General features: G+C 63.9%; 14 protein-coding genes. 6 read left to right on the top strand and 8 right to left on the bottom strand.

Translation table 11 applies throughout. From position 1 onward, the window contains the following. Window positions 1-2: 2 nt before the first annotated feature. Window positions 3-905 (bottom strand): methyltransferase domain-containing protein, encoded by a 903-nt coding sequence (locus IWX87_RS08435; RefSeq protein WP_196863079.1) that lies wholly within the window; start codon window positions 903-905, stop codon window positions 3-5. Window positions 906-1062: 157 nt separating this feature from the next. Here IWX87_RS08435 and IWX87_RS08430 point away from each other — a divergent pair, with 157 nt between their 5' ends. Together IWX87_RS08430 and IWX87_RS08425 are read left to right on the top strand one after the other, a co-directional pair. Continuing rightward, window positions 1063-1707, top strand: coding sequence for a ComF family protein (locus IWX87_RS08430; RefSeq protein ID WP_348535219.1), 645 nt, complete (start codon window positions 1063-1065; stop codon window positions 1705-1707). Between the two features lie 102 nt (window positions 1708-1809). After that, window positions 1810-2289: a tRNA (cytidine(34)-2'-O)-methyltransferase gene (locus tag IWX87_RS08425; RefSeq protein ID WP_196863078.1), complete on the top strand. Its 480-nt coding sequence runs from the start codon at window positions 1810-1812 to the stop codon at window positions 2287-2289. Between the two features lie 25 nt (window positions 2290-2314). Here the strand turns inward: IWX87_RS08425 and IWX87_RS08420 are convergent, their stop codons facing one another. Further along, entirely contained in the window at window positions 2315-2770 is a 456-nt protein-coding gene (locus IWX87_RS08420) for a MaoC family dehydratase (RefSeq protein ID WP_196863077.1), read from the bottom strand. A 206-nt stretch (window positions 2771-2976) separates the two neighbouring features. On the opposite strand from IWX87_RS08420, the gene kefC reads away from it, so the two are divergent. Further along, entirely contained in the window at window positions 2977-4815 is a 1839-nt protein-coding gene (gene kefC, locus IWX87_RS08415; RefSeq protein WP_196863076.1) for a glutathione-regulated potassium-efflux system protein KefC, read from the top strand. Between the two features lie 101 nt (window positions 4816-4916). Then, the gene (locus tag IWX87_RS08410) at window positions 4917-5861 is read left to right on the top strand and encodes a delta(1)-pyrroline-2-carboxylate reductase family protein (RefSeq protein WP_196863075.1); all 945 of its coding nucleotides are present in this window, start codon (window positions 4917-4919) and stop codon (window positions 5859-5861) included. A gap of 55 nt (window positions 5862-5916) precedes the next feature. Here the strand turns inward: IWX87_RS08410 and IWX87_RS08405 are convergent, their stop codons facing one another. Next, window positions 5917-6672, bottom strand: coding sequence for a sulfite exporter TauE/SafE family protein (locus IWX87_RS08405; protein WP_196863074.1), 756 nt, complete (start codon window positions 6670-6672; stop codon window positions 5917-5919). 110 nt (window positions 6673-6782) lie between these two features. Here IWX87_RS08405 and IWX87_RS08400 point away from each other — a divergent pair, with 110 nt between their 5' ends. Then, a complete protein-coding gene (locus tag IWX87_RS08400) occupies window positions 6783-7424 on the top strand; it encodes a trimeric intracellular cation channel family protein (protein WP_196863121.1) in 642 nt (213 codons plus the stop codon). Between the two features lie 80 nt (window positions 7425-7504). Here the strand turns inward: IWX87_RS08400 and IWX87_RS08395 are convergent, their stop codons facing one another. The 5 genes from IWX87_RS08395 to IWX87_RS08375 all read right to left on the bottom strand — a co-directional run bounded on the left by IWX87_RS08395 (window position 7505) and on the right by IWX87_RS08375 (window position 12046). Beyond that, window positions 7505-8524 carry a tripartite tricarboxylate transporter substrate binding protein gene (locus IWX87_RS08395; protein WP_196863073.1) on the bottom strand — a complete coding sequence of 340 codons (1020 nt, stop codon included), beginning with the start codon at window positions 8522-8524 and terminating at the stop codon, window positions 7505-7507. Window positions 8525-8665: 141 nt separating this feature from the next. Next, window positions 8666-9400: an SDR family NAD(P)-dependent oxidoreductase gene (locus tag IWX87_RS08390; protein ID WP_196863072.1), complete on the bottom strand. Its 735-nt coding sequence runs from the start codon at window positions 9398-9400 to the stop codon at window positions 8666-8668. A gap of 5 nt (window positions 9401-9405) precedes the next feature. Next, a complete protein-coding gene (gene pcaF / locus IWX87_RS08385; protein WP_196863120.1) occupies window positions 9406-10608 on the bottom strand; it encodes a 3-oxoadipyl-CoA thiolase in 1203 nt (400 codons plus the stop codon). A gap of 55 nt (window positions 10609-10663) precedes the next feature. Further along, window positions 10664-11317: a 3-oxoacid CoA-transferase subunit B gene (locus IWX87_RS08380; protein WP_196863071.1), complete on the bottom strand. Its 654-nt coding sequence runs from the start codon at window positions 11315-11317 to the stop codon at window positions 10664-10666. A gap of 9 nt (window positions 11318-11326) precedes the next feature. Continuing rightward, window positions 11327-12046 carry a 3-oxoacid CoA-transferase subunit A gene (locus IWX87_RS08375; protein WP_196863070.1) on the bottom strand — a complete coding sequence of 240 codons (720 nt, stop codon included), beginning with the start codon at window positions 12044-12046 and terminating at the stop codon, window positions 11327-11329. A gap of 137 nt (window positions 12047-12183) precedes the next feature. Between IWX87_RS08375 and IWX87_RS08370 the strand changes: the two genes are divergently transcribed. Further along, window positions 12184-13020 (top strand): IclR family transcriptional regulator C-terminal domain-containing protein, encoded by an 837-nt coding sequence (locus IWX87_RS08370; RefSeq protein ID WP_196863069.1) that lies wholly within the window; start codon window positions 12184-12186, stop codon window positions 13018-13020. The last annotated feature ends 16 nt before the right edge of the window (window positions 13021-13036 follow it).

Here is a 13036-nt window from a genome sequence, read left to right as displayed (position 1 = left end):
ACTCAACCTGAGTTGCCTGAACCACTCTGCAGCATCCGGCGCATGTCTTCAACCGACACTGCGCTCAGCGCACTTACCTTGAATTTTGGCTTGGCTTTCAGCGCATGTCCATAAATGACTTCGAACGTCAGCGACAGCCGGCCGTCGCTGCCGGTCAATTGCGCTGCCAGTTCACGCTCAAGTCTTGCCTTCCATGCCTTGCCGCGCAAGCCGGCAAACCGGGCGGGATGAAAATTTCGGCCAAGTTCGGCCAATTCCTGCAGCAGGCGTTGCGGGGTTTCATAGGTGAGCGTGATGCGCTCCATGTCCATCACCGGCTCGGCGAAGCCGGTTTGCACCAGCATGTCGCCCCAATCGTGCATGTCGGTCAGTTCATGCCCTGCGGGTGGCCAGCCCAGGCGGGCGTACAGCGAACGCAACTCTCTGGCTGTATCGGGTCCCAGGCAGGAAAACATCAGGAATCCATCGACCTTCAAGGCGCGATGCCACCGGGCAAGCAATGCCTGCGGATCGGCGGATTCGTGCAGCGCCATGTTGGCCCACAGCATGTCCACGCTGTCCGGCGGCGGCATCTCGAAACGCATCGGCGCAGCGCGCCACTGGCTTGGATTCCACCAGGGCTTAGCCATGTTTTTAATAGCTACTTGTGCCCGTCCTTCCTGCGCTTCAGCAACAAAACATGCTGAACCCGGATAAATTTTCGCGAGCTCGGAATGCGCCTTGAGCCCACCGCGCAAGGCGCCCCAGTGTGCCCAGGCCTGCGGTTTGAGCTTGATCCACTCCAGCCGGCCCTGCATGCGGCTGGCCACTTCCTCATGCAGCCAGGGAGAAGTCAGCGGTGCCGTTCGCTGCCAGCGATTGACGGCGTTCGGATCGAGCGTGGGGGGACGCGAGGTGGTGGTCATGGGGGCAATGGTGGCACAAGGTCGGCCAGAGTATATTGACACGGTGTTACAAAACCTGCTTGCCCTTCGCCGATTCATGCCCCGCACGGTCAGCCAATGCGCCGTCTGCCACAGCTGGCCGGCAACACAGGTATGCCCGCCCTGCCTGGCGCGCTTCATGCCTTGCCAGTCCTGCTGCGCGATGTGCGCGCTGCCGTTGCTCACGCTGCTGCCAAGTGAACCACCGCAAACATCCTTTCGCCTGTGTGCGGCTTGCATGCGCCAGCGCCCACCAACGGATGCGACGCTGGCCGCTGTGCCTTATGCCTATCCCTGGTCAGCGCTGATTTCACGCTACAAGTTTGGCGAGCAGCCTGGCTGGGCTGGTTTCTTTGCCGGCCTGCTTCTGCAGACACCCGGGGTGGCGCAGGCGCTGGGCGAGCTGGGCGCACAGGACTGGCTGCTTCCCCTGCCGCTGTCGGCCGAGCGGCTGCAAACGCGCGGCTTCAACCAGGCGTGGGAGCTGGCCAGCGCCCTGGCACGCCAGTCCGGCACAGTGGCTCGTGCCGACACGCGGCTGCTGCTGCGGCTGAAACACACGCGCCCGCAAAGCCAGCTCGGGCGGGAAGCCCGCCTGGCCAATGTCAAGGACGCTTTCCAGGTCGATCCGCTGCGCGCCAGCGAACTGGTCGGCCGGCGCGTGGTGCTGGTGGATGATGTGATGACCAGCGGCGCGTCGCTCTTTTCGGCGGCGCAGGCGCTGCGGGATGCCGGCGCGGCGCAGATCACGGCGGTGGTGCTGGCGCGCACGGCGCCCGCCTAGAATCGCCGCTTCGTTCAGCACATCTTCATTCACCACTGCCGCCTTGATCGGCATTGCTCCGCCGTCAAGACACGGCCTTTTCCCTTCTGTACTTGTCAACCCATGTTCAACATCGTCCTGGTCGAGCCCGAGATTCCGCCCAACACCGGCAACGTGATTCGCCTGGCAGCCAACACGGGGTGCAGGCTGCACCTGGTCGAGCCGCTGGGTTTTTCGATGGATGACAAGCACATGCGGCGCGCCGGGCTGGACTACCACGAGTACGCCCAGGTGCTGCGCCATGCCAGCTGGCCGGCCTTCCTGGCCAGCCAGCAGCCGCTCACTGACCGGCTGTTTGCCCTGACCACGCAAGGCTCAAGCACGATGTACGGCGCGCATTTTTTGCCGGGCGACTGGCTGGTATTCGGCTCTGAAACCAAAGGACTGGCGCCGGAAGTACGCGCCTCATTCGGCCCGGGCCAGCGTTTGAAGGTGCCGATGCTCGCCGGCCAGCGCAGCCTGAACCTGTCCAACAGCGTGGCGGTCACCGTGTTCGAGGCCTGGCGGCAAAACGGTTTTGCGGGCGCCGCCCTGCCCGCCTGAGCCCGACAGCGTCAAACCAGTCGTTTCACGGGTAGCGCCGCACCAGCGATTCGGCCACGCACACCGGCTTGTCCGCGCCTTCACGCTCCACCGTCACGTTCCACGCCATCTGCAAACCGTTTCCCTCGATCGGCTCGGCGCTTAGCAGCGTCATCCGGGCGCGCAAACGGCTGCCAACCGGCACGGGCGCCGTGAAACGCACCTTGTTCAGGCCATAGTTCACGCCCATGCGGCAGTCGATGATTTCCATCGACGACTCAAAAAACTTCGGCAGCAGCGACAGCGTCAGAAAGCCGTGCGCAATCGTCGTGCCGAACGGACCGGCGGCGGCTTTTTCAGGTTCGACATGAATCCACTGGTGGTCGCCGGTGGCCTCGGCAAACAGGTTGACCTGTTGCTGCGTGATGGTGAGCCAGTCGCTGACGGCGACTTCCTGGCCGGTGCAGGCGGCCAGGTCAGACAGAGTTTGAAAGGTTTTCATCAAGCCACTGTAGCCGGATGGCTGGCACAGCAAGCTGGCCGGGTGTCGGTTGGGTGACAGTCCGGTTGCAAAAACACCGCCGACAAAAATCTTCTCCGACGCAAGCGGCGCCCGACTTTTCCGCTATCGTTGCCGGATGCATGCCATTCATGAAAGAATTTCCCGCTCTGGCGACTGGCCCGCACCACTGCAGTTGTGAGACCTGAATGAACCACGCACCCGACTGGCTGATCAACAGCTTCATCTACCTGTCCGCCGCCGTGGTCGCCGTGCCGCTGGCCAAGAAGTTTGGCCTGGGCTCGATCATCGGCTACCTGGCGGCCGGCATCGCCATCGGGCCGTGGGGACTCGGGCTGGTCACCAATGTGCAGGACATCCTTCATTTTGCCGAATTCGGCGTGGTGTTGATGCTTTTCCTGATCGGCATGGAGCTGGAGCCCAAGCGGCTGTGGAGCCTGCGCCGCCCCATCTTTGGCTGGGGCAGCGCCCAGATGCTGAGCTGCGCGGCGCTGCTGACCGGCACGGCGATGGCGTTTGGCATTGCCTGGCAGACCGCGCTGGTGGCCGGCCTGGGGCTGGCGCTGTCATCCACGGCCATTGCTTTGCAATCGATCCATGAACGCAACCTGATGCGCACCTCCAGCGGGCAAGCTGGGTTTTCGATCCTGCTGTTCCAGGACGTGGCGGCCATCCCGATTTTGGCGCTGATGCCGCTGCTGGCGACGATTGAGGGGTCAAATGAGGCGCTGGCGCAACCGCACCGGGCGCTTGAAGCTCTGAAAATCATAGCGGTCATTGCCGGTATCATCCTCGGCGGCCGGTTGCTGCTGCGCCCGGTGCTGCGCTGGATCGCCAACAGCGGCACACCCGAAATCTTCACCGCTGCGTCGCTGCTGCTGGTGGTCGGCATTGCCGCCCTTATGCAACTGGTCGGGCTTTCAATGGCGCTGGGGGCTTTTCTGGCCGGTGTGCTGCTGGCGGAAAGTGAATACCGGCGCGAGTTGCAAACCGACATCGAGCCATTCAAGGCCTTGCTGCTGGGCCTGTTTTTCATCGCCGTCGGCATGAGCATCGACTTTGGCGTGCTGTGGAAATTTCCGGGCCAGATGCTCGCCATCCTGGCCGGCTTTCTGGGCCTGAAACTGCTCGCCATCTACGCTCTGGCGACGGCGATGAAGCTGCCTTGGCAGGAGCGGCCGGTGTTTGCGCTGCTGCTGGCGCAGGGCGGCGAATTTGCCTTCGTGGTGTTCCAGGCGGCGGCCGGCGCCCGGGTGTTTTCTTCGGAAACTGCCTCGCTGCTGATTGGCGCCGTGGCGCTGTCGATGCTCATCAGTCCACTGCTGCTGGTGGCCATCGACAAGCTGCTGCTGCCGCGCTATGCCAAGGGCAAGAAACCAACGCTTGAAGAAATCTCCGAGCCGCAGGAAGCGCCGGTCATCATTGCCGGCTTTGGCCGCTACGGCCAGATCGTCGGCCGCATGCTGCTGGCGCAGGGCATTTCGGCGACGGTGCTGGACCATGATGCCGACATGATCGAGACCATTCGCACCTTTGGCTACCGCGTGTTCTACGGTGACGCCACGCGGCTGGACCTGCTGCGCACGGCGGGCGCGGCGCAGGCCAAAATCCTGGTGCTGTCGGTGGACAACGTGGAGCAGTCGCTGAAAATCGTCGATATCGTCCATGCGCATTTTCCGCAGTTGCAAATCGTCGCCCGCGCCCGGGACGTGCCGCACTGGAACGCGTTGCGCGACCGGGGCGTGATGCGCGTCGAGCGCGAACTGTTCGACTCCAGCCTGCGCAGCGCCCGCACCGTGCTCGAACTGCTGGGCCAGCCAGCCCCTGCCGCACAGCAGGCCGCCGAACGCTTTCGCCAGCACAACCTGGCGCTGTTCGAGCAGATGTACCCGCACCGCAACGACCGCGAGCAGTTCATCGCCGTGGCCAAACAGGGGCGCATGCAGCTCGAAGCGCAGATGAAGCTGGAGCGCGAGCAACTGGTGCGGCAGGCGCAGGATGCGCGGGCTGAAATAGTAATCAAATAGGCTTCTTGCGCAATACTGGTGGACGTAATCAGCTATTATTTAAATAGCATAATTTCACAACGTAGCCGCTGCCTGCCCTGTAAAACTCCAAGGATTCGCCCATGACCCACCCGACCCCGACTGTTCTGAGCGCTGCCGAAACCGCCCTTGCCTTGCCCTACCCGGCGTTGGCGCGGCAGATTGAAGCCGTGCTGCGCGACCCGGCTGTGGTCGTTCCGGCGCGCATCGTGCAGCCATTGCCGGGTGGTGGCAGCCTGTTCGTCATGCCGGCAACCGACGCCCGCGTTGCCATCACCAAGCTCATCACCTTCACGCCGGGCAACGCCAGCCGCGGCTTGCCCAGCATCCAGGGCGACATCGTGGTGTTCGACGTGGTGACCGGCAGACGGATGGCGATTCTGGATGGCCCGACCGTGACCGCGCGCCGCACGGCGGCCGTGTCGCTGCTGGCCGCGCAAAAGCTGGCCAGGCGCCCCGACGGTCCTTTGCTGATCGTCGGGGCGGGCGTGCAGGGGCGCTCTCACCTGGAGGCCTTTCAAGCCGGCCTGGGCCTGCAGGAAGTGTGGGTGGCTTCGCGCAACCCGGCCAGTGCGGATGCGCTGGTGCAACACGCCCGGACACTGGGCCTGCGCGCCCGGCGGGTCGATGACGCCGATGCCGCCATGGCCGACTGCCCGCTGGTCGTCAGCACCACGCCGGCCCAGCAGGTCGTCTTGCGCGCCATGCCGCGGCCGGATGCGTTTGTTGCAGCCGTGGGCGCCTTCACGCCTGCGATGGTTGAGTGGGATGCCGAAATTTGCCGCCGTCTGGCCACACAAGGCACGCTGGTGGTCGATACCCGCGACGCCGACCATGAAGCCGGCGACCTGCTGCAGGCAGGCATCGACGTGACCGCCCTGCCGACACTGGCCGACGTGGTGAGCAATACCCCAGCCTGGACGCGTCAGGCCGGCCGGCTGGCCAGCGGCCCGGTGTTTTTCAAAAGCTGCGGCTGGGGCGGCTGGGACCTGGCCGCTGCCCGCTGCATGGCCGACCCGTCCGCCTGAAAACCAGCGGGTTTTCTGCCGTTTCCCGCTTGCTGCCCTGATAAATCAGCGGCGCCTAATGAAATCCGTCCCACAGCAGCTTGACCCCCGTCAAAAACATGCCGCCATACAAAATCCGGTAAAACCACAGCGGGCTGATGGTTCGGGCCATGCGCACGCCGACCCACACGCCAACAGGCGCCAGCGGCAGCAGCACCAGCGAGGTCGCCATGTTGCGCCAGTCGAGCAAGCCCAGCCAGGCGTAGGGAATCCACTTGGACAGGTTGATGACAAAGAAGAAAAACGCCATGGTGGCGGTGAACTTGACCGGGCTCAGGCGCAGTGGAATGACATAGGCGCTGATCGGCGGGCCGCCGGCATGGGCGACAAAACTGGTGAATCCCGAGGTGATGGTCAGCAGCGCGCCCAGCCATTTTGGCGGCGGCGCACTGTCAGGCCGGGGCGGAAACAGCAGGCGCTGCGCCAGGAACAGCAGCGTGAAAGCGCCCACGAGGGCCGCGACCGTCTGGGCATCAAGCACCCGGAACAGCAGTGCGCCCACCACCGTTCCCGCCAGCCCAAAAGGCACCAGAAACTTCAGGAGCTGGAAATCAAAATCCTTGCGGAAAGCGGCGATGCCGAGCAGGTCCATGAGCAGCAGCAGCGGCATCAGGATCGCCGCGGCCTGCGGCACGGTGATGGCCAGCGCCATCATGGGCACCGCCAGCGAACCAAAGCCGGCGCCAAAGCCGCTTTTGCTGATGCCCAGCAGCAGCACGGCCGGCACGGCAACGGCGTAAAAGAAGGGGTCGGTGATCAGCGGGAAGTCCACGGCGGCAGGTCTTTCTGGCCCGCATCGTGTGGCAAGGCGGGGATGGCAAGAACAAAAATCTTCCATATTACCTGCCGCATGGCAAGTGCTGGACGCACGACAATGGCCGCATGCTGGTGGACATTCAATCCTGGGGAGAAACGCTGCGCCTGCTGGTCGAACTGGCGGGCACGGCCGCTTTTGCCGTGTCGGGCCTGCTGGAAGCGGCGCGCAAAAAGCTCGATGCCGTCGGCGTGTGCGTGGTCGCCTTTCTGGCGGCCTTTGGCGGCGGCACACTGCGCGACCTGCTGCTCGACCAGCGGCCGTTTTTCTGGGTCCTGCATGTCGAACTGCTGTGGGGCGTGATGGCGCTGTGCGTGCTGGCGATGCTGTTCTTGCGCCAGCACCATTTTGAAGTGACTGAAAAGTCCATCCAGTGGCCTGACGCGCTGGGGCTGGGCCTGTTCACGGCAACTGGCGTTCATCTGGCGCTGGATGCGCAAATGCCGATGCTGGTGGCGGTGCTGATGGGTCTGACCACCGGCGTGTTCGGTGGCGTGCTGCGCGACATGGTCTGCAATGAAGTGCCCACCGCATTCAGGGACCACCGGCCGTATGCCGTCTGCGCCTTTGCCGGCGGCTGGGCCTATGTGGGCCTGGAGATGCTCGACGCGCCCGGCTGGCTGGCGCTGGTGGCCTGCGTCGCCGTGACCGCCGGGCTGCGCCTAGTGGCACTTTGGCGCAACTGGGAACTGCCCGCCTGGCAGGTCTGAAGCGATGCGGTTCCGGTGGCATCCAGGCTGCGGTCAAGCAGCGCACCGGGCCCAAGCGGCACGAGCGCTGCAACCACCGTTCAGTCCATGCTGGCGCCTGAATCCTTCACCACCTTGCTCCACTTGAGCGACTCCTTCTGGATAAAGTCGGCAAACTGCGCCGGCGTTTCGGTGTGGACCTCGGCGCCCTGGTCATTGATCTGCTTTTTGACGTCCGGCTTGGCCAGCACCTTGACGATGGCCGCGTTGAGCGTGGTGATGACGGCGGGCGGCGTGGCAGCCGGCACAAACATGCCGAACCACGACGTTGCTTCATAGCCGGGCACGCCGGCTTCGGCGATGGTCGGCACGTCAGGCAATTCCGGCGAACGCTTGGCCGTGGTGACGGCAATGGCGCGCAGCTTGCCCGAACGCACATGCTGGATCGCCGAGGGCATGTTGTCAAACATGATGCCGACCTGGTTGCCCAGCAAATCGGTCACGGCCGGCGCGCTGCCCTTGTAGGGAACGTGCTGCATGTCGACGTTGGTCATTGACTTGAACAACTCGCCCGACAGGTGGATGGAACTGCCGTTGCCCGCCGATGCAAAGTTCACCTGGCCTGGATTCGCCTTGGCATAGGCAATCAGTTCCTTGACGGTCTTGAAGGGCTGCTTCGGGTTGGCGACCAGCAGGTTGGGCACATTGGCCACGCGGGTCAGGGGCGCAAAGTCCTTGACCGGATCGAAGGGCATCTTTTTGTACAGCGCCGCATTGATGGCATGCGTGCCGACCGTTCCCATGAACAGCGTGTAGCCGTCCGCTGCCGCCCGGGACGCCGCCTGGGCGCCGATGTTGCCGCCCGCGCCGGCGCGGTTGTCAACGATGACGGTCTGGCCGAGTTCGGCCGTCAAGCCCTGGGCGACGATGCGCGCCAGGATGTCGGTGGTGCCACCGGCCGCAAACGGCACGATGATGGTGACGGTCTTGTTCGGGTAGGCCGCCTGCGCCGCTGCGGGCACAGCAGCCAGCAGGCCGGCGCCCAGCAAAGCCGCAGACGCCAGCGCGCCAAGGCTGAACTGACGGCGTGAAGATTGGGTGAAATCAGATAAATGCGACATTGAAATAGTCCTCGATAAATGGGATTGGTGGAAAGTTGGTGGCTGGAACGCATTGGCTCAGGCCAATAAACAAATTTTTAGTCAAATTGACCATTTGCGCATGATGCATATACGCTTTCAGCTATTAATTCAGTAGCAAAATCAGAGGGGCGCCGTGCCCAGCGTGGTGCCGCCGCAGACGTACAGCACCTGCCCGGTGACAAAACCGTTGTCGGGCGACAAAAAGAACATCGCCGCGCGCGCCACGTCGCCCGCCGTGCCCATGCGGCCCACGGCAATGCTGTCCAGGATGCGCTGCGTCTGCGGCGCACCCTCGGGGTTGCTCTTGCGGAACAGCTCGGTGGCAATCGGTCCCGGGCCGATGGCATTGACGGTGATGCCGTCGCGGCCGAGTTCCATCGCCAGCGTGCGCGTCATGCCGATCATCCCGGCCTTGGTGGCCGAATACACGATGCGGTCCCCTTTGCCGAGCGCAGCGCGCGACGACATGTTGACGATGCGGCCGTGGCCGCAGGCGCGCAAGCTCGGCAAAAAGGCCTGCGTCAGCAGCATGGGCGCACGCAGGTGCAAGCCGACCACGTCGTCGAGCGCGGCCGTCGTCGCCGAGTCGATGGTGCCGGGTCGCGTGGCACCGGCATTGTTGACCAGCGCGGTGACGTTGTGAAGGGCAGCAATCTCGGCGGCGCGCTCGCGCGTGGGCGCTTCTTGCGTCAGGTCGACCTGGTAGGACTTCAGTTGCGGATGACTCCAGTCCGGCATCACGTAGTCAAGGTTGACCACCGTGCAGCCCTGGGCCAGCAGGGCTTCGGCAATGGCGCGGCCAATGCCCGAGCTGGCGCCGGTGACGACCGTGACGTCATCCGTGGCTGCACGCATGGTGTTCAAACCTTTTCCAGGATCACGGCAATGCCCTGCCCCACGCCGATGCACATGGTGCACAGCGCATAGCGCCCGCCCGTGGCATGCAGGCGATTGACCGCGGTGGTGGCCAGGCGCGCACCGCTGGCGCCCAGTGGATGGCCCAGCGCAATCGCGCCACCCCAGGCGTTGACCCGGGCGTCGTCGTCTTGCAGGCCCAAGGCGCGCAGCACGGCCAGGCCCTGCGCGGCAAAGGCTTCGTTGAGTTCGATCACGTCGATCTGGTCAAGGGTCAATCCGGTCAGCGCCAGCACCTTGAGCGTCGCAGGCGTTGGCCCAAAGCCCATGATGCGCGGCGCCACGCCGGCTGTTGCCATGCCGACCACGCGGGCACGCGGCACCAGGCCGTTTTTGGCGGCGGTGGCTTCATCGGCCAGCAGCAGGGCGCAGGCGCCATCGTTCACGCCCGACGCATTGCCGGCGGTCACGCTGCCGTCGGGGCGCACCACGCCCTTGAGCCTGGCCAGCGCTTCGAGGCTGGTCTCGCGCGGGTGTTCGTCCTGGCTGACGATGACCGGGTCGCCCTTGCGCTGCGCCACACTCACCGGCACGATTTCGCGTGCCAGGTGGCCGGCCTTTTGCGCGGCCACGGCCCGGAGCTGGCTGTTCATGGCCATGCGGTCCTGGGCTTCGCGCTCAATGCCGAACTCGGTGGCGACGTTCTCGGCGGTTTCGGGCATGGAATCGATGCCGTATTGCGCTTTCATCAGCTTGTTGACAAAACGCCAGCCGATGGTCGTGTCGTACACGGTATTGGCGCGGGAAAAAGCGCTTTCGGCCTTGGGCATGACGAACGGTGCGCGGCTCATGCTTTCAACGCCGCCGGCAATCATCAAACCCGCTTCGCCGGACTTGATGGCGCGCGCGGCAGTTCCCAGCGCGTCCAGGCTGGAGCCGCACAGGCGGTTCAGGGTGGCGCCCGGCACTTCAACCGGCAAGCCGGCCAGCAGGCTGGACATGCGGGCGACGTTGCGGTTGTCCTCGCCGGCCTGGTTGGCGCAGCCGTAGATCACGTCGGTCACGGCCTGCCAGTCGACGTTCGGGTTGCGCGCCATCAGCGCCCGGATGGGAATTGCGCCCAGGTCGTCGGTGCGGATGCTGCTCAAGGCACCGCCGTAGCGGCCAAAGGGGGTACGGATGGCGTCGCAGATGAAGGCTTGGTTCATGGTCATTTGGCTTGTCTCCTGATGAAAGGTCGGTACAGTGAAAAGGGTTGTCAGCTCAGGCGGCGATTGCCAGAATCGGCAGGCCCACCAGCTTTTCAAGTTCGGCATGCGCCAGCCCATCGACCCTGTCGATGAGTTGCAATCCCTGCGGTGTGCATTGCAAGGTGGCCAGTTCGGTGTAAATGCGCTTGACGCAGCCGATGCCGGTCAGCGGATAACTGCACTGCGCCACCACCTTGCTTTCGCCTTGTTTGGTCAGCAAATCCATCATGACCCAGGTTTGCCGGGCACCGATGGCCAGGTCCATCGCGCCGCCCACAGCCGGAATCGCGCCCGGCTCGCCGGTGCTCCAGTTGGCCAGGTCGCCTGTGCTGGACACCTGAAACGCGCCCAGCACGCAGATGTCAATGTGGCCGCCGCGCATCATCGCGAAGCTGTCGGCATGGTGAAAATAAGCGCCGCCCGGCAGCAGCGTGACGGGCTGCTTGCTGGCGTTGATGAGGTCGTAATCTTCATGGCCCGCAGCAGGCGCCGGCCCCATGCCGAGAATGCCGTTTTCGCTCTGCAGGATGACCTCGCGGCCGGCCGGAATGTGGTTGGCCACCAGCGTCGGCATGCCGATGCCAAGGTTGACACAAGCGCCGTCATGAATGTCCAGCGCCACGCGTTTGGCCAACTCGTCTTTGCTTCTTTTTTGATAGCTACTCATGCTTTCTCCTTATGCGCCAGAGGCCAATTTGGCACTTATTTTTATGCCGCCGGCCTGGGTGGCGACACGCGCGATGCGCACCACATGCCTGACATGAATGCCCGGCGTCACGATGGCTTCGGGGTCGAGCGCGCCGAGTTCGACGGTCTCATGCACGGTGGCCACCGTGTAGCGTGACGCCATCGCCATGACCGGTCCGAAATTGCGCGCCGACATGCGGTAGGTCAGGTTGCCCCAGCGGTCACCCTGCTCGGCCTTGATCAGCGCCACATCGCCATAAATCGGGTATTCGAGCACGTAATGCTTGCCGTTGATCTCGCGCGTTTCCTTGCCCTTGGCCAATTCGGTTCCGTAGGCGGTCGGGCAGAAAAAGGCGCCAATGCCGGCACCCGCTGCACGAATGCGTTCGGCCAGATTGCCTTGCGCCACCAGTTCGAGCTCGATGCGGCCGCTGCGGTACAGGCCATCGAACACATGGCTGTCGACCTGGCGCGGAAAGCTGCAGATGATCTTGCGCACGCGCCCGGCCTTGAGCAAGGCGGCCAGCCCGGCCTCGCCATTGCCGGCGTTGTTGTTGACAACGGTCAGGTCTTTGGCGCCCTGCGCAATCAGGCCGTCAATCAGTTCGGTCGGGTTGCCGGCCGTGCCGAAGCCGCCAATCAATACTGTCGAGCCGTCTTTGACATCGGCCAGGGCATCGGCCACCGACAGGGCAATCTTGTTGATCATTGAGGGGGGCTCCAAAATTCAGGAATATTTGGCAACGTCATGGCAAACGCCATGAAACGACAAAGCGAACCTTGATTTAATTTGTTCGCAATAAGAACAATTGTTCGTATAATGAATTCTAGGAGATTTAAACCGCGATGGCAACCACCACAACCCCACCCTTTGCCAGCACGGTTGTCTCGTTTGCGACAAAGCGCACGTCACCCGCCCCCGGCGACAGCTATGTGCAGTCTTTTGCACGCGGCCTGGAGGTGATCCGCTCCTTCAGTGCGCAGTCGCCCCGGCAAACGCTGTCCGAAGTGGCGGGGCGAACCGGCCTGACGCGCGCCGGCGCACGGCGCATCTTGCTGACGCTGCAAACGCTGGGGTATGTTGAAAGCGACGGCAAGCTGTTTCGCCTGACAGCGCGCATGCTGGACCTGGGCTTTGCTTACCTGTCGTCGCTGCCGATCTGGAACCTGGCCGAGCCGCTGATGGAAACGCTGGCTGGCCAGGTGAAGGAATCGTGTTCGGCAGCGGTGCTGGACGGCACCGACATTGTTTATGTCATGCGCGTATCGACCCACAAGATCATGAGCATCGGCCTGGGCGTCGGTTCGCGGCTGCCGGCTTACTGCACCTCGATGGGCCGCATGTTGCTGTCGGCCTTACCGCCGGATCAAATGACGCGGGTGCTGCAGGCGTCGGAACGCAGCGCCCGTACCCGCTACACGGTGACCGACCTCGACGAGTTGGCCGCCAAAATCGCGCTGGTTCGCAAGCAGGGCTGGTCACTGGTCAATCAGGAACTGGAAGAGGGTCTGGTGTCGATGGCGGCAGCGATCACCGACCGAAACGGCCAGACGGTGGCCGCGCTCAATATCAGTGGCCAGGCCAACCGGACCAGCACGAGGGTCATGCAGGACACCATGCTGCCCGCACTACTGGGAACAGCGCGGAGCATCTCCCAAAGACTCAGCTTGCAGCGCAGCTGACAGCTTGCGCAAAACA

The sequence above is a fragment of the Polaromonas sp. CG_9.7 genome (genome assembly GCF_015752205.1).
Taxonomy (GTDB): domain Bacteria; phylum Pseudomonadota; class Gammaproteobacteria; order Burkholderiales; family Burkholderiaceae_C; genus Polaromonas.
This window is presented reverse-complemented; position numbering and strand designations above follow the sequence as displayed.

Bases quoted from the DNA above. Each gene is read 5' to 3' on its own strand.
- IWX87_RS08435 (WP_196863079.1), bottom strand. From the start codon at position 905: ATGACCACCACCTCGCGTCCCCCCACGCTCGATCCGAACGCCGTCAAT.
- IWX87_RS08430 (WP_348535219.1), top strand. From the start codon at position 1,063: ATGCCTTGCCAGTCCTGCTGCGCGATGTGCGCGCTGCCGTTGCTCACG.
- IWX87_RS08425 (WP_196863078.1), top strand. From the start codon at position 1,810: ATGTTCAACATCGTCCTGGTCGAGCCCGAGATTCCGCCCAACACCGGC.
- IWX87_RS08420 (WP_196863077.1), bottom strand. From the start codon at position 2,770: ATGAAAACCTTTCAAACTCTGTCTGACCTGGCCGCCTGCACCGGCCAG.
- kefC (WP_196863076.1), top strand. From the start codon at position 2,977: ATGAACCACGCACCCGACTGGCTGATCAACAGCTTCATCTACCTGTCC.
- IWX87_RS08410 (WP_196863075.1), top strand. From the start codon at position 4,917: ATGACCCACCCGACCCCGACTGTTCTGAGCGCTGCCGAAACCGCCCTT.
- IWX87_RS08400 (WP_196863121.1), top strand. From the start codon at position 6,783: ATGCTGGTGGACATTCAATCCTGGGGAGAAACGCTGCGCCTGCTGGTC.
- IWX87_RS08395 (WP_196863073.1), bottom strand. From the start codon at position 8,524: ATGTCGCATTTATCTGATTTCACCCAATCTTCACGCCGTCAGTTCAGC.
- IWX87_RS08390 (WP_196863072.1), bottom strand. From the start codon at position 9,400: ATGCGTGCAGCCACGGATGACGTCACGGTCGTCACCGGCGCCAGCTCG.
- pcaF (WP_196863120.1), bottom strand. From the start codon at position 10,608: ATGAACCAAGCCTTCATCTGCGACGCCATCCGTACCCCCTTTGGCCGC.
- IWX87_RS08380 (WP_196863071.1), bottom strand. From the start codon at position 11,317: ATGAGTAGCTATCAAAAAAGAAGCAAAGACGAGTTGGCCAAACGCGTG.
- IWX87_RS08375 (WP_196863070.1), bottom strand. From the start codon at position 12,046: ATGATCAACAAGATTGCCCTGTCGGTGGCCGATGCCCTGGCCGATGTC.
- IWX87_RS08370 (WP_196863069.1), top strand. From the start codon at position 12,184: ATGGCAACCACCACAACCCCACCCTTTGCCAGCACGGTTGTCTCGTTT.